The 21409-nt window shown below is 72.0% G+C and carries 25 protein-coding genes; 11 read left to right on the top strand and 14 right to left on the bottom strand.

What is annotated here, in order from left to right; translation table 11 throughout:
- Positions 1–81: 81 nt before the first annotated feature.
- From purF to H504_RS0113490, 6 genes are all read left to right on the top strand, one after another.
- The gene (gene purF / locus H504_RS0113515) at positions 82–1653 is read left to right on the top strand and encodes an amidophosphoribosyltransferase (RefSeq protein WP_169735383.1); all 1572 of its coding nucleotides are present in this window, start codon (positions 82–84) and stop codon (positions 1651–1653) included.
- Between the two features lie 26 nt (positions 1654–1679).
- A complete protein-coding gene (gene purM / locus H504_RS0113510; protein ID WP_026423215.1) occupies positions 1680–2768 on the top strand; it encodes a phosphoribosylformylglycinamidine cyclo-ligase in 1089 nt (362 codons plus the stop codon).
- An 80-nt stretch (positions 2769–2848) separates the two neighbouring features.
- Complete coding sequence (locus H504_RS0113505) at positions 2849–3358, top strand: SigE family RNA polymerase sigma factor (protein WP_026423214.1); 510 nt, start codon at positions 2849–2851, stop codon at positions 3356–3358.
- Positions 3355–4152: a hypothetical protein gene (locus H504_RS34840; RefSeq protein ID WP_026423213.1), complete on the top strand. Its 798-nt coding sequence runs from the start codon at positions 3355–3357 to the stop codon at positions 4150–4152. The genes H504_RS0113505 and H504_RS34840 overlap by 4 nt, the downstream gene beginning before the upstream one ends.
- 76 nt (positions 4153–4228) lie before the next feature.
- Positions 4229–4672 carry an alternative ribosome rescue aminoacyl-tRNA hydrolase ArfB gene (gene arfB, locus H504_RS0113495; RefSeq protein WP_035304235.1) on the top strand — a complete coding sequence of 148 codons (444 nt, stop codon included), beginning with the start codon at positions 4229–4231 and terminating at the stop codon, positions 4670–4672.
- 108 nt (positions 4673–4780) lie between these two features.
- On the top strand, positions 4781–5845 hold the full coding sequence (locus tag H504_RS0113490; RefSeq protein ID WP_026423211.1) for an NADH:flavin oxidoreductase/NADH oxidase: 1065 nt from the start codon (positions 4781–4783) through the stop codon (positions 5843–5845).
- A 102-nt stretch (positions 5846–5947) separates the two neighbouring features.
- On the opposite strand, the gene H504_RS0113485 is transcribed toward H504_RS0113490, so the two are convergent.
- A complete protein-coding gene (locus tag H504_RS0113485) occupies positions 5948–6130 on the bottom strand; it encodes a DUF3073 domain-containing protein (RefSeq protein ID WP_026423210.1) in 183 nt (60 codons plus the stop codon).
- Positions 6131–6347: 217 nt separating this feature from the next.
- On the opposite strand from H504_RS0113485, the gene H504_RS0113480 reads away from it, so the two are divergent.
- Positions 6348–7232, top strand: a complete 885-nt coding sequence (locus H504_RS0113480) for a DUF8083 family protein (protein WP_026423209.1) — start codon at positions 6348–6350, stop codon at positions 7230–7232.
- A gap of 221 nt (positions 7233–7453) precedes the next feature.
- Here H504_RS0113480 and H504_RS0113475 read toward each other — a convergent pair whose 3' ends face one another.
- From H504_RS0113475 to H504_RS0113455, 5 genes are all read right to left on the bottom strand, one after another.
- Positions 7454–8392 carry an asparaginase gene (locus H504_RS0113475; protein WP_211239313.1) on the bottom strand — a complete coding sequence of 313 codons (939 nt, stop codon included), beginning with the start codon at positions 8390–8392 and terminating at the stop codon, positions 7454–7456.
- Between the two features lie 20 nt (positions 8393–8412).
- A complete protein-coding gene (locus tag H504_RS0113470) occupies positions 8413–8982 on the bottom strand; it encodes an RsiG family protein (protein ID WP_026423207.1) in 570 nt (189 codons plus the stop codon).
- A gap of 55 nt (positions 8983–9037) precedes the next feature.
- Positions 9038–9871, bottom strand: coding sequence for a beta-keto acid cleavage family enzyme (locus H504_RS0113465; RefSeq protein ID WP_026423206.1), 834 nt, complete (start codon positions 9869–9871; stop codon positions 9038–9040).
- A gap of 64 nt (positions 9872–9935) precedes the next feature.
- Positions 9936–11048: a CAF17-like 4Fe-4S cluster assembly/insertion protein YgfZ gene (gene ygfZ / locus H504_RS0113460; RefSeq protein ID WP_026423205.1), complete on the bottom strand. Its 1113-nt coding sequence runs from the start codon at positions 11046–11048 to the stop codon at positions 9936–9938.
- Positions 11041–11427: a transcriptional repressor gene (locus tag H504_RS0113455; protein ID WP_051385807.1), complete on the bottom strand. Its 387-nt coding sequence runs from the start codon at positions 11425–11427 to the stop codon at positions 11041–11043. The genes ygfZ and H504_RS0113455 overlap by 8 nt, the downstream gene beginning before the upstream one ends.
- A gap of 103 nt (positions 11428–11530) precedes the next feature.
- Between H504_RS0113455 and H504_RS0113450 the strand changes: the two genes are divergently transcribed.
- Entirely contained in the window at positions 11531–12373 is an 843-nt protein-coding gene (locus tag H504_RS0113450; RefSeq protein WP_026423203.1) for an aminodeoxychorismate lyase, read from the top strand.
- Here the strand turns inward: H504_RS0113450 and H504_RS0113445 are convergent.
- The 8 genes from H504_RS0113445 to H504_RS0113405 form a co-directional block, all read right to left on the bottom strand.
- Positions 12355–13230: a 5-oxoprolinase subunit C family protein gene (locus tag H504_RS0113445; protein WP_026423202.1), complete on the bottom strand. Its 876-nt coding sequence runs from the start codon at positions 13228–13230 to the stop codon at positions 12355–12357. The two genes, H504_RS0113450 and H504_RS0113445, sit on opposite strands and share 19 nt — an antisense overlap.
- On the bottom strand, positions 13227–13841 hold the full coding sequence (locus H504_RS0113440; protein WP_026423201.1) for a 5-oxoprolinase subunit B family protein: 615 nt from the start codon (positions 13839–13841) through the stop codon (positions 13227–13229). The genes H504_RS0113445 and H504_RS0113440 overlap by 4 nt, the downstream gene beginning before the upstream one ends.
- Before the next feature lie 15 nt (positions 13842–13856).
- Positions 13857–14513, bottom strand: coding sequence for a heme-binding beta-barrel domain-containing protein (locus H504_RS0113435; RefSeq protein WP_051385800.1), 657 nt, complete (start codon positions 14511–14513; stop codon positions 13857–13859).
- A 204-nt stretch (positions 14514–14717) separates the two neighbouring features.
- Positions 14718–15026 (bottom strand): DUF1416 domain-containing protein, encoded by a 309-nt coding sequence (locus H504_RS0113425; RefSeq protein WP_026423199.1) that lies wholly within the window; start codon positions 15024–15026, stop codon positions 14718–14720.
- A gap of 46 nt (positions 15027–15072) precedes the next feature.
- The gene (locus H504_RS0113420) at positions 15073–15906 is read right to left on the bottom strand and encodes a sulfurtransferase (RefSeq protein ID WP_026423198.1); all 834 of its coding nucleotides are present in this window, start codon (positions 15904–15906) and stop codon (positions 15073–15075) included.
- Positions 15903–16343 carry a DUF4395 domain-containing protein gene (locus tag H504_RS0113415; protein WP_035304267.1) on the bottom strand — a complete coding sequence of 147 codons (441 nt, stop codon included), beginning with the start codon at positions 16341–16343 and terminating at the stop codon, positions 15903–15905. The genes H504_RS0113420 and H504_RS0113415 overlap by 4 nt, the downstream gene beginning before the upstream one ends.
- 269 nt (positions 16344–16612) lie before the next feature.
- Positions 16613–17023, bottom strand: a complete 411-nt coding sequence (locus H504_RS0113410) for a TlpA family protein disulfide reductase (protein WP_026423196.1) — start codon at positions 17021–17023, stop codon at positions 16613–16615.
- Positions 17020–17901, bottom strand: a complete 882-nt coding sequence (locus H504_RS0113405; protein WP_169735382.1) for an LmeA family phospholipid-binding protein — start codon at positions 17899–17901, stop codon at positions 17020–17022. The genes H504_RS0113410 and H504_RS0113405 overlap by 4 nt, the downstream gene beginning before the upstream one ends.
- A 488-nt stretch (positions 17902–18389) precedes the next feature.
- On the opposite strand from H504_RS0113405, the gene H504_RS0113400 reads away from it, so the two are divergent.
- From H504_RS0113400 to pstS, 3 genes are all read left to right on the top strand, one after another.
- Positions 18390–19124, top strand: coding sequence for a winged helix-turn-helix transcriptional regulator (locus H504_RS0113400; RefSeq protein WP_026423194.1), 735 nt, complete (start codon positions 18390–18392; stop codon positions 19122–19124).
- 14 nt (positions 19125–19138) lie between these two features.
- Positions 19139–20068 carry a mycothiol synthase gene (gene mshD / locus H504_RS0113395; protein ID WP_026423193.1) on the top strand — a complete coding sequence of 310 codons (930 nt, stop codon included), beginning with the start codon at positions 19139–19141 and terminating at the stop codon, positions 20066–20068.
- Positions 20069–20274: 206 nt separating this feature from the next.
- Entirely contained in the window at positions 20275–21405 is a 1131-nt protein-coding gene (gene pstS, locus H504_RS0113390) for a phosphate ABC transporter substrate-binding protein PstS (RefSeq protein WP_026423192.1), read from the top strand.
- Positions 21406–21409: the final 4 nt, after the last annotated feature.

Genomic DNA, 21409 nt, shown 5'->3' with positions numbered 1-21409 from the left:
GGCCACTGCCGAGCGGTCGGAGGCGCGGCAATCAGCCCTTACACTGGGGTGCAGCCTCACTCCGGCAACAAGGAGCGTTCGGTGGCCGACCAGTTCAGCACTGGCCCTAGCAGTGATCGCACAGACCTCACTGACCGCACTGACCGCGCAGACGACTACGACCAGCCCGAAGCCGAGCCGCGCGAGGAATGCGGGGTCTTCGGTGTCTGGGCGCCCGGTGAGGAAGTGGCGAAGCTCACCTACTACGGGCTGTACGCGCTCCAGCACCGCGGGCAGGAGGCGGCGGGCATCTCCGTCGCCGACGGCAGGCAGATCGTGGTGTTCAAGGACCTCGGCCTGGTCAGCCAGGTCTTCGACGAGCAGGTGCTGTCCTCGCTGCGCGGCCACGTCGCGGTCGGGCACTGCCGGTACTCCACCACCGGCTCCACCACCTGGGAGAACGCCCAGCCCACGTTCCGCACCACGGCCACCGGCAGCGGCCTGTCCCTGGGGCACAACGGGAACGTGGTGAACACCGCCGAACTGCGCGACCGGGTCGTCCAGCTCGGCCTGGCCACGCGCAACGGCGCGACCACCGACTCCGACATCATGACCGCCCTGCTCGCGGGCAGCGCCGCGGACAAGGGCCTGGAGCAGGCCGCCGTCGAGGTCCTGCCGACCGTCCGCGGTGCCTACTGCCTGGTCTTCTCCGACGAGTCGACCCTCTACGCCGCCCGCGACCCGCACGGTGTCCGCCCGCTGGTGCTCGGCCGCCTCGAGCGCGGCTGGGTCGTCGCCAGCGAGACCGCCGCGCTGGACATCGTCGGCGCCTCCTTCGTCCGCGAGGTCGAGCCGGGCGAGCTCATCGCGATCGACACCGAGGGCCTGCGGTCCACCCGGTTCGCCACCCCGGAACCCAAGGGCTGCCTGTTCGAGTACGTCTACCTGGCCCGACCGGACACCGCGATCGCGGGCCGCTCGGTGCACGCCACCCGGGTGGACATCGGCCGCAGGCTGGCCGTCGAGCACCCGGTCGAGGCCGACCTGGTCGTCCCGGTGCCGGAGTCCGGCACCCCGGCCGCCATCGGCTACGCCCAGGCCAGCGGCATCCCGTACGGCACCGCCCTGGTGAAGAACGCCTACGTCGGCCGCACCTTCATCCAGCCGTCGCAGACCATCCGGCAACTCGGCATCCGGCTCAAGCTCAACCCGCTGCGCGAGGTCATCCGCGGCAAGCGGCTGGTCGTGGTGGACGACTCGGTGGTGCGCGGCAACACCCAGCGCGCCCTGGTCCGGATGCTCCGCGAGGCGGGCGCGCTCGAGGTGCACGTCCGGATCGCCTCGCCGCCGGTGCAGTGGCCCTGCTTCTACGGCATCGACTTCGCCTCCCGCGCCGAGCTGATCGCCAACGGCCTCGACCTGGACGGCATCCGCCGCTCCATCGGCGCCGACACCCTCGGCTACGTGTCGCTGGAGTCGCTCATCGCGGCCAGCGAGCAGCCCAAGTCGCGGCTGTGCGCCGCCTGCTTCACCGGCGACTACCCGATCGCGCTGCCCGAGGACGCGCTGATCGGCAAGCACCTGCTGGAGGGCATCGAGAAGGGCGTGGCGGGCTCCGCCGCGCCGCTGCAGCCCGCCGGGTACGGTGCCGAAGACGCCCTCCGGCGCCCCTGACCTGACCCTCCGACCCGATTCGAGCCATGACTGACACGAGTTCACCCGAGTCCCCCGTCAACGCCACCTACGCCGCCGCCGGCGTCAGCATCGAGGCGGGCGACGAGGCGGTGGAGAAGCTCAAGCCGTGGGCGGAGAAGGCGGGCCGACCGGAAGTGCTCGGCGGCATCGGCGGGTTCGCCGGTCTGTTCAAGCTCAGGCTGGACCGGTGGAAGGAGCCGGTGCTGGCGTCGTCGACCGACGGCGTCGGCACCAAGATCGCCATCGCGCAGGCGCTGGACATCCACGACACGGTCGGCGTCGACCTGGTCGCCATGGTGGTCGACGACCTGGTCGTGTGCGGCGCGGAACCGCTGTTCCTGCAGGACTACATCGCCGTCGGCAAGGTCCTGCCGGACCGGATCGCCGCGCTGGTCAAGGGCATCGCCGAGGGCTGCGTCCAGGCGGGCTGCGCGCTGCTCGGCGGCGAGACCGCCGAGCACCCCGGCCTGATGTCCGACGGCGCCTACGACCTGTCCGCCACCGGCGTCGGCGTGGTCGAGGCCGACCAGATCCTCGGCCCGGACCGGGTCCGCCCCGGCGACGTGCTCATCGGGATGGGCTCCACCGGCCTGCACTCCAACGGCTACTCGCTGGCCAGGCACGTGCTGCTGCAGATCGGCCGCATCCCGCTGTCCGGTCACGTCGAGGAGTTCGGGCACACCCTGGGCGAGGAACTGCTCGCGCCCACCCGGATCTACGCCAAGGACTGCCTGGCGCTGGCCGCCGAGACCGAGGTGCGCACGTTCGCGCACATCACCGGCGGTGGTCTGGCCGCCAACCTGGCCAGGGTCATCCCGAACGGCCTGCGCGCCCTGCTCGACCGCGGCACCTGGAGCCCGCAGCCGGTGTTCTCGCTCATCGCCCAGCGCGGCCGAGTGGCCCGCGCGGAGATGGAGCGCACGTTCAACATGGGTGTCGGCATGGTCGCCGTCGTCGCCCCGGAGGACGTGGACCGAGCGCTGGCCGTACTCACCGCGCGGCACGTGCCGTCGTGGATCCTCGGCGAGGTCCGCCCCGCCGACAACCCGGACGCCCCGCGCGCCGAACTGCACGGGGACCACCCCAGGTTCTGATCCCCGGGGAAATCTCAGGTTTGTCCGGCAACCTCCACTGTGGTCCGCCCGTACTACCGGGGGAGTGATGGAGGTGTCGAGTGCCGGACCGGGACGCGGAGTTCGGGGAGTACCTGGACAGCCGGGCCTCCGTGATGCGCCGCACCGCCTTCCTGCTCAGCGGCGGTGACTGGCACCGGGCCGAGGACCTGGTGCAGACCACGCTGGCCAAGATCTACGTGGCCTGGCCCCGGCTGAACCGGGAACACGGCGTCGACGCCTACGCCCGCAAGGTGATGGTCCGGTCCGCCATCGACGAGTCCCGGCGGGCCTTCCGCCGCCGGGAGAGCGTGGTCGAGCGGCTGCCCGAGGTCGGCGTGGACGGCCCCGGCGTCGACGACGCGCTCGACGTGCGGCGGGCGCTGGCCCGGCTGCCCGCAGGTCAGCGCGCGGTCGTCGTGCTGCGCTACTGGGAGGACCTGTCGGTCGCCGAGACCGCCCAGGTGCTGGGCAAGAGCGAGGGGACGATCAAGAGCCAGGCCGCCAAGGGGCTGGCCGCGCTGCGCAGGCTGCTGGCGGGCGGCCGGGTGCTGGTGGAGGAGCCGCTGTGACCGACGAGGTGCATGACCTGCTCGGTCGCGCCTTCGGCGAGGAACCGCCGATGGCGATCGACCGCGCCGCGGTGGTCGCCGACGGGCGGCGCAGGCTGCGCAAGCGCAGGCTCGCCGCGACCGGCGGTGTGGCGGCCATGGTCGCGGTGGCCGTGTTCGGCACGGCGGCGCTGACCAGCGGCGCGTTCGGCCTCGGCCAGCCCGGCACGGTCGCCCCGGCCGGGGAACCGACCATGGGCACGGCCGCGTCCGGCGGCCCGCAACGCCCGTCCGCCCGGTCGTCGACCAGCCGCGCGGCCGCGTCGCCGTCGACGACCAAGCCGCTCGTGCACGAGGTGGAACTGCCCGGCCAGGGCAAGGTCCTGCTGTCGGCGGGGCTGCACTGGCCCGAGGGTGTGGAGCTGCGGTCGGCCGAGCCCGGCTACCAGTGGTACGACTTCGCCGACGCCGGTGCCCTCAAGTCGATCGTGCACACCTCGTCCGGCGACCGGGTGCTGCGGGTCCGGGTCTACTTCACCAAGGCCCGCGACCACGAGATCAAGTGCGTCGACCCGCAGACCCGCGACCCGCTGCCGCACTGCTACCAGCAGGTGGTGAGCGGTTCGCTGGTGCGCACCGACAAGGACTACGAGCAGGGCCCCGTCGCCGTGCTGGTGACCGCGGACCGCCCGGACGGGGTCACCGTCGAGGTGAGTGAGACATCGACGGACGACGGTGTGCTGCAGCGCGCCGACCAGGTGCTGTCCGACGCGACGCTGATCCGGATCGCCACGCTGTCCGGTTTCTACCCCTGAGGCCGGTTTCCAGAAGCGCCCCCACCGGTGGTGGGGGCGCTTCGCCGTCCGGCCGAACTCGCTTGCCCGCTGCTGCATGCTGGTGGGCGTGCCAACCGAAGACCTGGTGGTGTCCCGCGCCCTGGTCGTCCCGGCCGCCGAGCTGCGCGAGAGGTTCTCCCGCTCCTCCGGTCCGGGCGGCCAGGGGGTCAACACCGCCGACAGCCGCGTCGAGCTCTCCTTCGACCTCGCCCGCTCACCGTCCATTTCGGACACATTGCGGCCGAGGATGCTGGCGCGCCTGCAGAACCGCCTCGTGGACGGGGTGCTGACCATCGCCGCGAGCGAGTTCCGCGCCCAACTGGCCAACCGGACTGCGGCCCGCACCCGTCTCGCCGCCCTCCTGCGCGCCGCCGCCGAACCCCCGCCGCCCACCCGCCGCGACACCAAACCCTCCCGCGGCTCCCGCGAGCGACGCCTCACCGCCAAGAAGCACCGCTCCCACACCAAGCTCACCCGCAGGCGGCCGCACGACGACTAGTGGGTGTGACGCGAATCCGGATGGGAACAGGATCGGCGGGTCGCGGCGCTGAGTAAGGTCGGTGCCGCAAGTTCGTTGTGGTGCGAATTACTTGCCGGAGGGGTATCCGTGAGTGTGCTTTTCTCGCCGTGGACGGTGCGGTCGGTGACGGTGCGGAACCGGGTTGTGGTGAGCCCGATGTGCCAGTACTCGGCGGTGGACGGGGTGCCGGACGAGTGGCACCTGGTGCACCTGGGGTCGCGGGCGGTCGGTGGGGCCGGGCTGGTGTTGTCCGAGGCCACCGCCGTCGAGGCGCGGGGCCGGATCTCGCCGGGGGACACCGGGATCTGGAACGCGGAGCAGGTGGCGGCGTGGCGGCCCGTCGTGGAGTTCATCAAGGGGCAGGGGGCTGTCGCGGGGGTGCAGTTGGCGCACGCGGGGCGGAAGGCCTCGGTGTACAGCCCGCTGGTCGGCCAAGACGGGGAACTCGCCGAGGCGGACGGGCGGTGGACGACGGTCGCGCCGTCCGCGGTCCGGTTCGCCGAGAGCTACCCGCTGCCGCAAGCGCTTGCCAAGGCGGAGATCGACGAGCTGGTGGCGACCTTCGCGCAGGCGGCGCGCAACGCCGTCGAGGCCGGGTTCGAGGTCGTCGAGGTGCACGCGGCACACGGGTACCTGCTGCACCAGTTCCTCTCGCCGCTGAGCAACCTGCGCGACGACGAGTACGGCGGTGACCTGGCGGGCAGGCTGCGGTTCCCGGTCGCGGTGGTCGAGGCCGTGCGGGCCGCGGTGCCGGACGGGGTGGCGGTGTTCGTCCGGATCTCGGCATCCGACTGGGTCGACGGCGGGCTGACCGTGGACGACGCGGTGGAGATCTCGCGGGCGTTCGCGGCGGCGGGGGCCGACCTGATCGACGTGTCGACCGGGGGCAACGTGGCCACGGCGAAGATCCCGGTCGGGCCGGGCTACCAGGTGCCGTTCGCCGACGCGGTGCGGCGCAAGGCCGACGTGGCCACCGGCACGGTCGGGTTGATCACCGATCCCCGGCAGGCCGAGGCGATCCTCGCCGACGGGTCGGCCGACCTGGTGCTCCTGGGACGTGAGCTGCTGCGCGACCCGTACTGGCCGCTGCACGCGGCAGCCGCGCTCGGAGCGGAGGTCACCCCGCCGACCCAGTACGCGCGGGCGTTCTGAGTCGTGACCGTGCGGCCGTCCTGGAACCAGGGGGCGGCCGCACGGCGCAGGTGAGGGGGTGTGGCGTCCGGGTCCAGCACCCTGGGGCACTGGACCCGCGATTCATCGCCGGTAGTCGTCGTACTCGTCGTCGGACGAGTCGTCGAAGCGGTCACCGTTGTCGTGACCGTCGTCGGACTTGCCCGACAGCTCGCGCTGCAGGGCGTCGAAGTCCGTGTGGTGTGAGCTGTACTTGAGCTCCCGGGCCACCTTCGTCTGCTTGGCCTTAGCTCGGCCGCGCCCCATGGCTCGACCCCCTCGCACAGTGACGGGGCGGCCGGGGGAACGGCGGCCCCGTAGATGTCGACAGTTGATTCCTGCTAACTACCGTACCGTGCCGAAGGGGTTCGATGCGACGCGGCACGGTGTGCAGAACCTGACATCACCGAGAACGGCCCGCGGATCACCTCCCGTTCACCTTCCTGGCCGCAACGGCGGTGGCGGTCCGTGAAACGATGAGCCGGTGCCTCGTCCGTTCGTCGCCTACCTGCGGGTGTACGAGCCGCTGTCCACGTTCGAGGATCCGCTGGCTGAGCTGCTGCGCGGCGTGTTGGACAGCGGTCGGCTGGAACGCGCGGCCGCGCCCGACCGCGAACGCGAGGTGTGGCTCAAGTCACAGCTGAACCAGGCGTTGCTGCCCGGTGAGCTGGCGAACGGCCGACCCTCCCCCGGTTCCCTGCGCGACCTGCTGGTGATCGACCCGACCGAGGTGCCGGTCGAGGAGTCCGGCTGCGGACCCGGGCCGCTGGTGTGCCCGTTGGACCTGCGGGCCCGCTCGGCGGCCGCGATGGTCGGCTTCCTGGCCACCGCGGAGCAGGTGCTGCGGGACGAGGTCCTGCCGACCTCACCCGAACGGGTAAGGCAGCGGGCGGCCGGCGTGCTGGCCGAACTGCCCAGCGGGGCGGTGCACGTGGTGTCCACCACGTGGACGGTTCCGCTGCCGTGGTTCGCCCTCGTCGACCCGGCGCGCAGGCACGTCTCGCTCGCCCCCGGCGACGACCCCAACCGGCAGGTGTACTGGCGGGCCACCCACGGCGACGCCCTGCGCCGGGTCAACCGGGCGCACCGACTGGCCGTCAGCACCTTCGGCGAGACCGGGCCGACCAAGGTCCTCGCCGACACCGCCCGCTGGCTGGCGAACTTCGACCAGGGCTCCGCCGTCGAGCTCGACTACGGCGGCCTGGTCCAGTTGCTCTCCGACGAGGAACTGCTCTCCGACACGTCCGCCACCGACGTGCACGCCATCCTCGACGCGATCGAGACCGGCGAGCCCGGCCGCATCGGCGAGCACTTCGAGCGGCTGCGCGACTTCTGGGGCGACCTGGCCCAGCAGGAACAGCTGAACTAGGCCACCGGCCCAACCGCCCGCCGGGGTGGAGTTGTTTTGTTTGGGGGAGGCGGTGGCCTAAGCCGGCCGGCGGGTAAGGCCACGCTTTCCAGTGGCCCCGCCTTTCAGCCTTACCCAGGCTGCCGCTAGGGCCCCGAACAAAACAACTTCACCCCAGCGGGCACAGCCCGAAAAATCTGGCGCCCCAGGCCGGCGTCGCCCCTGGCCCGCCCGGGGCCGGGTCAGTTCAGTTCGTCGAGCAGGCCGTCGGTGAGGCGGGCCGCGCCGACCGGGACGCCGCCGCCGAGGATGTCGCGCTCGGCCTTCTCCTCCAGCTCCGGCGCGTCGTAGCCCAGGGCGCGCAGGACGCCGACCAGGATCGGGGTGCGCGGCCGCGGGGCGCCGTCGTCGATCTTCAGGGCCATCGCGGTGCCGTCGGCCAGGACCATCGCGTGCACGCCCTCGGCGCCGCCCTTGACCAGCAGCCCGGGGATGGCCTGCATCAGCTCGGTGTCGTCGCGGTCGGTGCCGCCGACCAGGTGCGGGTGCGACCGCATGGCGTCGGCGACCCGGCGGCGCCGGGTGCCCGGCTCGGCGGTGACCAGCCGGGTGTAGCCGGTGGCCAGACCGGTCAGGGTCAGCGCGAACAGCGGCGCGCCGCAGCCGTCCACCCCGATGCTGGTGATCTTCTCGCCGGTCATGTCCTCGACCGCGTCGGCGATCGCCACCTGCGCCGGGTGCTCCGGGTCCAGGTAGCCGCGCACGTCCCAGCCCTGCTGGGCGGCGGTGGCCACCATCGCCGCGTGCTTGCCGGAGCAGTTCATCGCCGCCGCGCGCTTGCCGCCGCCACCGGCGATCACCCGGTTGCGGGCGGCCTGGTTCATCGGCCAGTCCGGCGGGCAGCCCAGGTCGGCCTCGGCCAGCCCGTTCTTGGCCAGGATGCCCAGCACCTGCTCGACGTGCTCGGCCTCGCCGCTGTGCGACGCGCAGCCGACCGCGAGATCGGCGTCGTCGGGCAGGTCGAGACCCGCCCGCAGCAGCCCCAACCCCTGCAGCGGCTTGTTGCACGAGCGGGTGAACACCGGCTCGTTGACCTCACCGAGGGCGAGGCGCACCCGGCCGTCCGGCGCGAGCACCACCACCGAACCGCGGTGGATGGACTCCACGAAACCGGACCGCAGGACCTCGACTAAGACCGGGTTCAGCGTGGCTCCCGCTTCCCCCGCTCGGCGGCGAGCAGGTCGTCGACCGACGCGCTGCCCGCGCGGTACCGACCCCCGATCTCGTCGTTGAGCAAGTCCATCACCTTCTGCACCTCACGCCTGCGTTGCGAGACGGAGGCCTCTTCCCGTTGGTAGGTCCGCAGGGCCAGGTCCAGCCGGTCGTCGGGCAGCGAGCCGACGTCGGACAGGTCCGCGTCGGACACCAGGGCCTCGACGTGCCTGCGGTGCGCCTCCGCCCGGGACGGTTCCATCGCCTGGTGGCGGCCCGATCCGGTGGCCGGGCCGACGGCGTTGTCGGCGAGGATCACCGCGAGCTGGTCGACCACCGAGGTGGACCCGCCGGTCGCCCGCCTGCGCTGCTCGGCGCGCACGATGTCGATCCGGCCGTGCAGCAGCCTGCGCAGGTAGGACAGGTCGGTCTCCTCCTGCGCCGCGTCGTCGCGGCGCGCGCGGACCTCGGTGAGGTCGAGTCCGGCCAGGCCCTCGACGTACTCCGGCGACAACACCCTGTCGATGCGCCTGCGCCCTCCCGGGCGGACTTCGATCACGGGCACATCCTCCGCCACTCGCTGCTCGATCGCCATATCTTGGCCACTACCGCGGTCAGCTCGCCACCCCCAGAAGTACCCTCGACTCTTCCGGACCAATCGGCGGCCGCTGCGCGATCCTGGCCAGGCCGGACGCGCGCGCCACCAACTGGGCGTTGTCCCGGACCCGCTCGCCCTTCGCGTAGGACAGCGTGTCCTCCATCCCCACCCGGACGTGACCGCCCGCGGACAGGCTGGCGAACAACACCGGCAGGCTGGAACGGCCGACACCGGTCGCGGAGAACGTCGCCCCCTCGGGGATCAGCCGCAGGGCGGCGGCGAGGGTCTCGGTGTCGCCGGGCATCCCGCCGGGGACACCCATCACCAGGTCGAGGTGCACGTGCCCGCCCGCGGGCAGGCCGTGCTGGTCGAGCAGCCTGCGCAGGGTGGTCAACTGGCCCAAGTCGAAGATCTCGTACTCGGGGACGATGCCGCGCTCCTGCATCCCCTTGTGCAGGGCGACGATGAACTCCCACCGGTTGAGGAACACGTCGTCGCCGAAGTTGACCGTCCCCATCGTGCAGGACGCCGAGTCGGGCAGGGCGTCGAGCACGGCGAGCCGGTCGGACTCGGGGTCGGTCACCGCGCCGCCGGTGGAGAGTTGGACGACCAGCCTCGTGTGCGCGCGGACGGCGGCGACCGTCTCCTTGAGCCTGCCCAGGTCCAGCGTCGGTTTGGCCTCGTCGTCCCGGACGTGGATGTGGATCACCGAGGCGCCGACCCGCTCGCAGTCCCGCGCCGTCTGCACCAACTCGTCCAGGGTGACCGGCAGGTTCGGCACCTCGGCCTTGGCGTGCTCGGCTCCGGTGGGGGCGACGGTGATCAGGGTTCCGGTGCTGGACGGAGACATGCCGCGAATCCTGGCACAGTCGGCGGCGGACCCGGTGCTTCCTGCCAACACCGCAACGAGGCCTTTATCCGCGTAGGCCCTGGGCGGCGATGCGGCCGAGGGCGGGGGTGTCCTCGGGCACGGAATCGGGATCGATCGACGCCTGGGTCGTGTTCTCGCCCTCACCCACGGTCAGCGCGGTGCCGGGCTCGATCGAGCGTTTGACCAACGCGAGCGCGATCGGGCCGAGTTCGTGGTGCTGGGCGACCGAGCCGACCCGGCCGACCAGGCGCTCGCCCGCGTACACCGGTGCTCCCGTGTCCGGCAGGACGTCGGTGGCGCCGTCCAGGTGCAGCAGCAGCATCCGGCGCGGGGGGCGGCCGACGTTGTGCACCTTGGCGACGGTCTCCTGGCCGCGGTAGCAGCCCTTGGCGACGTGCGCGGCGACGTGGATCCAGTTGACCTCGTGCGGGATCGTCTTCTCGTCGGTGTCCACGCCGGTCCGCGCGTGCAGCGACTCGACCCGCAGCGCGTCGAACGCGAGGCTGCCCATCGGCCGGGCGCCCGCCTCGGTGAGCCGGGTCCACCAGGTGGCCAGCTCGGCGCGCGGCACCAGCAGGTCGGCGGCGTCGTGACCGGGCCACGGCATCCGGCGGACGATCACGTCCCGCCCGAGGGCGACCGCGTAGGGGGACGCGGGCACCGGTAGGTCCACTGTGGACAGGAGGTCCGCCGTCTCCGGTCCGACCACGGTCAGCACCGCGCGCTCGGCGGTGGCGTCCCGAGGCTCCACTTTGGACCAGAACACCATCTGCCGGAAGTACTCCAGCAGTGGCGCCTTCCCGCCGCGCGCCCCGGTGGCCTCGGCACCCGGCTCGGTGTCCAGCCACACGGTGTCGCCGACGTGGGCGAGCAGCATGTGCGCGTCCACCCGGCCCTGGCTGTCGAGCACCAGCGCCTCGGTGCCCGCGCCGTCGGCCAGCCCGGTCACGTGCTGGGAGATCACCAGGTGCAGCCAGGACAACCGCTCGTCGCCGGGCACCGCGACGACCTCGCGGTCGGACCGGTCGACCACGGCCACCTTGCGCGCGGCCGACCGCTGCTCGGCGAACGGGTCACCGAAGTGCCACGGCACGGTCGAGGAGTCGGGGGCGGGCACGGCGCCGGGCTGGTCGAGGATCGGGGAGCGGTCAGTCACGGGGTCTCTCCTGGGCGCAGCGGTGACACGTACCGGACAGCGCGAGGTGGCTCGCATCCAGTTCGAACCCGTGGACGGCCCGCAGTGTTCCGCACAGCTCGTCCATCACCGCCCGCGGCGTCTCCACGACCCGGCCGCACCGGTGGCACACCAGGTGCACGTGCTGGTGCTCGAACACCGAGTAGCTCGGGGCGCCGTGCCCGAGGTGGGTGTGCCGGACCAGGCCGAGGCCCTCCAGCAGCTCCAGCGTGCGGTAGACGGTGGTGATGTTGACGGTGGGGGTGGTCAGTTGCACCTGCTGGCACACCTGCTCGGGGGTCGCGTGCTCCAGCACCAGCAGCGCGTCGAGCACCAACTGCCGTTGCGGTGTCATCCGCATGCCGCGCTCGTGCAGGGTGATCCGCAACTGCGCGCGTCGGTCCTCCAGCGAGTGGGCGGTGTCCACCCCGTCGATGGTAGGGCCTGCGCGTAGGGTTCCGCGCATGCGCGTGCTGGCCCTGCTCGACGGAACGATCGCCGACCCCGACACCCCGCTGGTGCGGGCCGACGACCTCGGTCTGAGCCGGGGCGACGGCGTGTTCGAGTCGGTGCTCGTGGTCGACGGGCAGCCGCGCGAGCTGGCCGCGCACCTGGAGCGGCTGGCCCGCTCCGCGGCGATGCTGGAGCTGCCCCGACCGGACTTGGCGGCCTGGGAACGGGTGACCCGCGCCGTCATCGACGCCTGGCCGGAGCCGGGTGAGCTGGTGATCAAGCTCGTGTACACCCGTGGGCCGGAGTTCGGTGACGGCGGCACGACCGCCTACGCCTTGGGCTTATCCATCCCCGGGGCAGCCGCGCGGAAGCGGGCCGCCGGGGTGACCGCCGCCGTCCTGGAGCGGGGCTACGACCCGGCCGTCGTCGACCGCGCGCCGTGGCTGTTGCTCGGGGCCAAGACGCTGTCGTACGCGGTGAACATGGCCGCCATGCGGCACGCGAAGACCATCGGCGTCGACGAGGTGATCTTCACCGGCACCGACGGCACCGTCCTCGAAGGACCGACCGCGAACGTGGTGCTGGCCACCGGGCGCAGCCTGCGCACCCCGCCGCCGTCGAGCGGCGTGCTGGCGGGCACCACCCAGGGCGCGCTGTTCCGGGCCGCCGAAAGCGCGGGCTGGAACACCAAGGTCGAGCCGGTCGACCGGTCGGAACTCGCCAGGGCTGACGGGCTGTTCGTCGTCTCCAGCGTGCGCCGGATCACCCGGGTGCGCGTCCTAGACGGCGTCGACCTGCCGGATTCGACCGACCTGGCCGCCGAGCTGACCGGGCTCTACGAGTCCGAGTACTGAGCCCGCAACCGGACCCTCGTGCCGGGCCGCGCCTGACCGAGCTCGGCGAGGTGCCGCCCCGGCACCACGCCGACGACGGGATACCCGCCGGTGGTCGGGTGGTCGGCCAGGAAGATCACCGGACGGCCGCTCGCGGGCACCTGGACGGCCCCGGTGAGCACGCCCTCGCTGGTCAGCTCCCGGCCGTCGAACCCGGCCGCGCGGCGCAGCGGGTCGCCGAGCAGCCGCAGCCCCACCCGGTTGCTCTCCGGAGACACCGACCACACCGTGCCCGCCAGCCGGGCGCCCGCGTCGGCGAACCAGTCGTCGCGCGGACCCAGGACCACCGGGACGGTCAGGAAGTCACCGGGGCTCGGCGGCGGCACCGCGTCCGCCCCGACCGGCGGCCCGACCGGATCGCCGACGGGCAGCGCGTCCCCCGCTGCCAACGGCGCCGGGCCGATCCCGGACAGGACGTCTGTCGACCGCGAACCCAACTGTGGCGGGACCGCGATGCCACCGGACACCGCCAGGTAGCTGCGCAGACCGGTCAACGGCACCCCCAGTTCGAGCACGGCGTCCGCCGCCAGGTGCACGGGGGTGTGGGAGTCGACGCCGTGCCCGTCGACCCGGACGACCACGCTCGGACCGGTCACCGCGACCGTGCAGGAGGCCCCCGCCCGCAGGACGAGGCCGCCGAGCACGCACTCGATCCCCGCGGCGTACTCCGGGTTGCCCACCAACCGGTTCGCCAGCCGCAGCGAGGGCACGTCCAGGGCACCCGACGGCGGGACACCCAGGTGCGCGTGGCCGGGCCTGCCGAGGTCTTCGACGAGGGCGAGCGGACCGGTGGCCAGGACGGTCAACGCGCGGGTCACGTCGCCGCCTCGAACCGCACCCGGTCTCCCGGCGACAACAGGGCGGCGGGCTCGCGGGCCGGGTCGAACAACGCGTCCGCGTGGTCGGCGAGTCGGGCGACCAACCGCCAACCCCCCGGTGACGACCGCGGGTAGATCCCGGTGAACTCCCCGGCCACCCCGACGGACCCGGTCGGCACCCTGGTCCGCGGAGTGTCCAAACGGGACTGTTGAAGCGGCTCGGGCAACCCGGTCAGGTAGGCGAAACCGGGGGCGAACCCGCAGAAGGCGACCGTGTAGACCGCACCCGAGTGCAACGCGACGACCTCGTCGACGGTCAACCCCGCGGTCTGGGCGACCAAGTCCAGGTCGGGGCCCTCGTAGACCACCGGCAAGGTCACCTCAGCGGCCACCACGGCGGGTGGCGCGGAGAGATCGGCGCGCGCCAAGACGTCCCGCACCTGCCGCAGACCTGGAGAACCGGGCTCGAACGACGCCAAGACCGTGCGCGCGGCGGGCACCAGATCAACCAGCCCCGGCAACCCCGCCAACACCGCCCGCACCGCCGCGACCTCCGCCAACGACCCGACCTCGACCAGGACCGCGTCCGGACCGCACCGCCGCAGTCTCATCCGCCGGGCTCGGTGTCAGCCGACGACCCGGCGCAGGTACGCCGAGGTGTGCGGCTGCAGCTCCTGCCCCATCATCGCCCGCTCCTCCACGTAGGCCAGGTCACCGTTGTTGACCAGCCCGTAGAGCCGCTTGGCCGCGTTGACCTCCTTGGCGGTGGAGGTGCGCAGGACCACATCGGTGTCCAACTCCCACGACGTCTGGGTGCGCGGCGTGCCGTAGTAGATCTCTGAGATGCCGGTGGCGTGCACCAGCAGCACCTCGATCGTGTCGTCCGGCTGCGGCCGCCAGAACCCGGTCTCCCTGGCCGCCGGGCGGATCACCGCGCCCTCGTCGTCGAGCAGCCACGCGCGCGCCTCGTAGTAGAGGAACGGGCGGCCGTCGTGCGCGAAGGTGATCTGCTGGCCGTACTTGAACGGCCCGTCGATGGTCGGGTAGACCACCTCGCCCTCACCGCGCCACACCCCGACCAGCGGCAGCAGCGCCAGGCAGGCGTCGTTGAGCTCCGGGCCCTCGCGCAGGTTGGCCGTGTCCGCCGGGATCGGCAGGTCGGTGAACTGCGGCAGGTTCCGGTGCCGGGTCGCCTCCGCCCGCTTCTCCGCCGCCTGGATCGCCGCGTCGCCGCTGCCGGGAACGGGCCCGCCGGGGCCCGGGTTCGGCACAGGCTCCGACATCAGCGCTGGTCGGCGTAGAGGCGGTACACGACGTACCCCGCGAACCACGTGGTCAGCAGACCGATCACGACCAGCAGCGAGGTGAAGAAGATTTCCACGGCAGCAGGATACCGCCCGCGCCGCCGCCGTACGCGTGGTGCTGGTCCCACCCCGGACGCGCGGAAGGGCCCGGGGACCCCCCGGGCCCTTCCGCCGAACCCGATGTCAGCCGACCGAGACGGTGACCTCGTGCAGACCGGGACCACTGGCGGACACCGTCGCCTCGCCGTTGCCGTCGCGATGCAGCGCGCGCACCGTCCAGTCACCCGGGGCGGCGAAGAACCGGAAGTCACCCTCCGACGAGGACACGACCTCGGCGGTGAACTCGCCGGTCGAGTCCAGCAGGCGCACGAACGCGCCGCCGACCGGGGTGCCGCCGTTGGTCACCTTGCCGTTGAGGACGACCTCCTTGCCCGCGTCCACGTTCGCGGGGAGGGCGCTGCCCTGCTCCGGTGCTCCACAAGAGCTGCTCATGGGATGTCCTTTCCGTCCCGGCCTCGTGGGCCTGGGGTGGGGGGAGTTACGCGCCGACCTCGACCGGCACGCCGACCAGGGAGCCGTACTCGGTCCACGACCCGTCGTAGTTCTTCACGTCGGTGTAGCCGAGCAGCTCGCGCAGGGCGAACCAGGTGTGCGAGGACCGCTCACCGATGCGGCAATACGCGACCGTGGCCTTGCCCTCGTCGAGCCCGGCCTCCCGGTAGAGCTCGCGCAGCTCGTCGTTGGACTTGAAGGTGCCGTCCTCGTTGGCCGCCTTGCTCCACGGCACGTTGATCGCGGTCGGGATGTGCCCCTTGACCTGCGCCTGCTCCTGCGGCAGGTGCGCGGGGGCGGACAGCTTGCCGGAGAACTCGTCCGGCGAGCGCACGTCGACCAGGTTCTTGGTGTTGATCGCGGCGACGGCCTCGTCGCGGAACGCGCGCAGCGACAGGTCCTGCTCCTTGGCCGAGTACGTCGTCTCGTCCCTGGTCACCGCGTCGGCGTCGAGCGGGCGGCCGTCGAGTTCCCACTTCTTGCGGCCGCCGTCGAGCAGCTTCACCGACTGGTGGCCGTAGAGCTTGAAGTACCAGTACGCGTACGCGGCGAACCAGTTGTTGTTGCCGCCGTAGAGGATCACGGTGTCGTCGTTGCCGATGCCGCGGGCCGAGAGCAGCTTCTCGAAGCCGGCGCGGTCCACGAAGTCGCGGCGCACCGGGTCCTGCAGGTCCTGCTTCCAGTCGACCTTGACCGCGCCCGGGATGTGCCCGGTGTCGTAGGCGCTGGCGTCCTCGTCGACCTCGACGAACACCACCCCCTCGGCGTTCAGGTTCTCCTCGGCCCAGGCGGCCGAAACCAGCACGTCTTCGCGGCTCATCGGGCGGTTCCCACTTTCCTCAGTGTGTTGGACAGACGGTTGATCAGCAGATAGGCCTCGCAGCCGAGGCAGAACCCGAACGCGGCGTTCAGGAAGGCGGCGGCCAGCGCGAACGCCGTGGCGACCATGCCGAGTGCGGGCACCGCCAGGGCGTAGCCGAGCACGCCGACCAGCGCGAACCCGAACCCGACCGACTGCGCGAACCGCACCGGGGCGGCGTCCTCGCGCTCGGTGGTCGGCGCCAGCCTCGGCGCGACCAGCAGGCGGAACAGCGCGGCGTAGGGGGCGGGGCGGAGCCCGATGAAACCGCCGATGGCGAACACCACCGCCTGCGCCGCCAGCAGCGGCCACCAACCGGTGGCCAAGACCACGACCAGCACGACACTGGTCACCCAGGCGGCGAAGCGTGGGCCTCGGGGGTCGACTTGGGGCTGCACGCGCGTCGCGCTGTTGGGCACGGCTCCTCCTGACCTTGCACAAGGGGTGGGCGGTCAGGGGCGCTACGCGCCGCGAGCGGACCGCCAGATCAGGCGCGCCGACACAGGCTGGAGCGCACGCGGCAGAAATCCACCGCGCGCCGCCTGGTCAGGGAGCTGGACACGGGCGCGAGCGTACCCGCCGTGGCAACCGCCGTGAGAAGGCCCGTCCAGAGGATGGGAAACCGCTCCGCCCCCTTGCGCGCGGCGTACGCGCAGGTGAACGGCCCTCAACCGGCCAAGTGCGGGCGCAGGGAGGTGAGCAGTTCCTCACGTTTGGGCACTCCACCGACGCGCAGCAGCTCCGTCCCGGAGGCGGTCACCGCGATGGTCGTCGGGGTGCGCGACACCCTCAACTCGCCCGCCAGCTCGGGCCGGTGCGTCAGGTCGAGGTCGGCGTGCGCGAGACCGGCCGTGTCCCGCGCCAGACCGGTCAGCACCACCCGCGCCTGTTTGCACCCGGCGCAGTACTCCGTCGACAACTGCACCAGTGTCACCGCCGCGGCCGGGTCCAGCACCTCACGCACCGCGGCGGGCACCTGCCCGGCCGACCCGCGCACCCGGCCGCTCAACACGCGGACCACGGACCCCAACGCCACGGCGACCACCACGGTGCCGATGGCCACGAACAACCCGGTCATCGCCCCAACACCACGTTCTCGGCCTTGCCCTTCACCGACAGCACACCCGGCTGCACGGTCACCGCGGTCGGCGTCACCTTGAACGGCAGCGCGCCGGTGTCCAGGCGTCGGGTGAACAGCTTCAGCACCCGCGACTGGATCACCTGCGGCAGCTTCACGTCCGACCCGCCGTTGCGCAGCTCCAGCCGCTTCGGCGCGATGTCGATGCCGCCGTCGACCAGCGACACGATGGAGAACACGCACAGCTCGGTGTCCTGACCGGCGATGCCCACCGTCCCGCACAGCTTCACGCCCGCGGTCGTGCCCTCCTGGTCGGCGACCTCGGCGCCGTCCTCCTGGGTCTCCTCGCCGTCGGCGGGCGCGGTGTTCACCGCCTTCTCGCTGACCGGGTCGATGGTCAGGTTGGTGATCGAGGACACGACCTCGTTCGAGTTCGCCTGCACCGCGCGGTTCACGTCCGCCGCCTTCACCCGCACCTGGCCCTCGACCTCGCGGATCGGCACCTGCTTGAGCGAGCCGTTCACCAGGTCGGACAGCGGCGCCTGCACCCCGCGCAGGTCGGCGTGCACGTCCAGGTCGCGCAGGGTGTCCTGCACCGGCACGCCGTGCGCGTCGATGGTCACCAGGTCGTACTCGCCGGACACGGCCTGCACGAGGAAGGAGAACCCGCCCACCTTCACCGCGGGGGCGTCGGCCAGCCCGAACTGGGCCTGCGCCCGCTTGGACACCTCGTTCTCGAACACCGCCGCCGCGCCGAAGTCGGCCGCCACCAGCAGCGCGACCAGCACCAGCACCGTGATGACGAGCCTGCGCACCGCCTTCGACCGGCGTCGGGGGGCCGCGGCGGGCCGCCCCGGGTTCGTGCCAGAGTCCGTCATCGTCGTCATCCCGTCACCCGTCTGTTCCGGTCATCTGTTCCGGTGTCGCACGCTGTCCGCGTCGGCCGCGGCCGCTCGCGACTACCCGTCAACTACCCCCGGGAGCGGCCCGGCACGCGGGTCAATGATCCCGCAGTGCCCCGGGCCCCGGTCCGGACACCGCCCCGGAAGACGTTCCGGCCGGTCCCGGCGTTGCCCGCGCCGCCCGGATGGTGAGACGGCGCACCCGGCAACACGCCATTCACAAATGCATTTCGAAGACCGGGACAAGCCGGCATTGTCGGTGCTGGACGGCCGGTTAACCCGCCCGTGACACCACGGCCTGACCTGCGCCGGGTGGCGGCCACCCGTGTGACCCGGACGTCATGCGGACGACATTCGCGAGCGGGCCGGGCTATTGTTCCTGCCAGCCGAAATCGCCACCCCGACCCGGGGCCGCACCCCAACGCCGCGGCGCGGAAATCACGCACGAGAGAGGCGGCCTCGACATGAGCCTCGACCTGCTGCTGCTGACCGCCGACCCCGAGCCCGCGGCCGTGGTGCCCTCGCTGGGCTTGCTGCCGCACACCGTGCGCGCGCACGCGCCCGAGGTCACCGCCCTGCTTGAGGCGGGTGCCCGGGACGCGGTCATCGTGGACGCGCGCATCGACCTCGCGGGCGCCAAGAGCCTGTGCAGGCTGCTGACCAGCGGCGGCGACACCTGCCCGGTGCTCGCCGTGGTCACCGAGGGCGGCCTGGTCGCCATCACCGCCGACTGGCGCGTCGACGAGATCCTGCTGCCCACCGCCGGTCCCGCCGAGGTCGACGCCCGGCTGCGGCTGCTCACCTCCCGCGGCCCGGCCGGTGCCGCCGCCGACGGCGCGCTGCGCCTGGGCGAGCTGGTGATCGACGAGGCCACCTACATGGCCCGGCTGCGCGGCCGCCCGCTCGACCTCACCTACAAGGAGTTCGAGCTGCTCAAGTACCTCGCCCAGCACGCCGGTCGGGTGTTCACCCGGGCGCAGTTGCTGCAGGAGGTCTGGGGCTACGACTTCTTCGGCGGCACCCGCACCGTCGACGTGCACGTCCGGCGGCTGCGGGCCAAGCTCGGCGCCGAGCACGAGCAGCTCATCGGCACCGTGCGCAACGTCGGCTACAAGTTCGTCCAGCCGCCCAAGCCTGGCGGCGGCCGCGCCGGACTGGACCACGACATGGACTTCGCCGACCAGATCGACGTTCGCTAGGTAGGTTCGGTCCGGTGACCGACCTGACCTGGCGCCCGGACACCCCCGGGGTCGCCGCCGAGATCCGGCCCCTGCTGCTCGCCGTCGCCGCCGTGGACGGCAGACCCGAGGTCCCCGAGTCCGGGCTGGCCCGCGAGTTCCGCGGCGGGGAGCACCTGCTCGCCACCGACGGTATCGAACTCACCGGCTCCGCCGGTGGTGCCGAACTCGTCGGCTACGCGCACCTGGACACCGAGGGCGACTCGTTCGGCCACCAGGTCGCCGAGGTCGTCGTCCGGCCGGACGCGCGCCGCCGCGGTATCGGCTCGGCGCTCGTCGACGCCGTACTCGCGCGGGCCGACGACGGTGTTCGGTTCTGGGCGCACGGTGACCACCCCGGCGCCGTTCGGATCGCCGAACTCCGCGGCCTGTCAAGGGTTCGCGAGCTACTGACCATGCGGCTGGACCTGTCCACCGCGGATGCGGGCGGTCCCGGCGCTCCCGTGTGGCCGGACGGGGTCCGGGTGCGGGCGTTCGAACCCGGCCGGGACGAGGCCGCCGTCGTCGCGGTCAACCGGGCCGCCTTCGCCTGGCACCCCGAGCAGGGGGCGCTCACCGTCGCCGACGTCGAGGCCACCGAACGCGAGAGCTGGTTCGACCCCGCCGGGTTCTTCCTGGCTGTGGACACATCGGACCGGGTGCTCGGCTTCCACTGGACGAAGGTCCACCCGGGACGGATCGGCGAGGTGTACGTCGTCGGGGTCGATCCGGCGGCGCAGGGTAGTGGTCTCGGCAAGGCGCTGACCCTGATCGGGTTGCGCCATCTGCGGGCACTCGGATTGCCCGAGGTGATGCTGTACGTCGAGTCGGACAACGCACCCGCTGTTGCTCTGTACAGCCGAATGGGTTTCACCCGTTCAGTCGCCGACAGTCAGTATGCACGTGCAGACGCGAAAGGCGGCTGACCGGTGACGCAGCGCATACGTACAGGTCACGACAAGGCCACGACCAGGCGACGGGCATATCGCAACGGTCACGAAAACGGGCTTGTTCACGCTTCGTTCACCTCTACAAGAGCAGCCGTCCATCACTGCTGCCTAGCGTCGCCCGCGAGGCGACGGACGTTGGGTCACGTCGCGACCTGAGAAGACTCCTGCCTGGAGGAATCAACGTGATCAGCAAGCGGCCGGCGTCAGTGCTCGGCATCATCGCGGCGGGGGCCCTCGCCCTCACCGCGTGCGGCAGCGACAGCAACACCCCGGCCGGTGGTAGCTCCAACACGGTGGCTACCGCGCCCAGCAGCTCCGCGCCCGTCGACTGCGGCGGCAAGAAGAGCCTGACCGCCGAGGGCTCCAGCGCCCAGAAGGGCGCGATGGACGCTTTCATCGCCGCCTACGGCAAGGCCTGCTCCGGCCAGCAGCTCGCCTACACCCCGTCCGGTTCCGGCGCTGGTGTGAAGCAGTTCAACGGCGGCATCGTCGACATCGGTGGCTCCGACTCGGCCCTGAACAAGGACAAGGGTGAGGTCGACGCGGCCAACAAGCGCTGCAAGACCAACCCGGCCTGGGACCTCCCGCTGGTGTTCGGCCCGGTCGGCATCGCCTACAAGCTCGACGGCGTGCAGGACCTGACGCTGACCGGCGAGGTGGCGGCCAAGATCTTCAGCGGCGCCATCACCAAGTGGAACGACGCGGCCATCGCCAAGCTCAACTCCGGCGCCACGCTGCCGGACAAGGCCATCACCGTCATCTACCGCGGTGACGAGTCGGGCACCACCGACAACTTCCAGAAGTACCTGAAGGCCGCGGGCAAGGGCGCGTGGACCAAGGACGCGGGCAAGAAGTTCAACGGTGGCGTCGGCCAGGGCGCCCAGGGTTCGGCCGGTGTCGCGGACGCGCTTGGCGCGGGTGACGGCACCATCGGCTACATCGAGTGGTCCTACATCCAGGACAAGAACCTGACCTCGGCCAAGATCGACAGCGGCTCCGGCGCCGTCGCCCTGACCGCGGACAGCGCGGCAACCGCGATCAAGAACGTCAAGGTCAAGGGCGAGGGCAACGACCTGGTGCTCGACCTGGACGCGCTGTACGCCAGCAACACCGCCAACGCGTACCCGCTGGTGCTCGCCACCTACGAGATCGTCTGCTCGAAGGGCTACGACGCCGACACGACCAAGGCCGTCAAGGCGTTCCTGACCGTGGCCGCCACCCAGGCCCAGTCGGCCCTGCCGGACGCGGGCTACGTGCCGCTGCCCAGCGAGTTCCAGAAGAAGCTGCTCGACGCGATCCAGGCCATCTCCTAGTCGG

Origin of the sequence: Actinokineospora inagensis DSM 44258, assembly GCF_000482865.1 — a bacterium.
In the GTDB taxonomy this organism is placed as follows: Bacteria; Actinomycetota; Actinomycetes; order Mycobacteriales; family Pseudonocardiaceae; genus Actinokineospora; species Actinokineospora inagensis.
The sequence above is the reverse complement of the archived record's forward strand: the minus strand, read 5'-3'. Positions and strand labels throughout refer to the sequence as shown.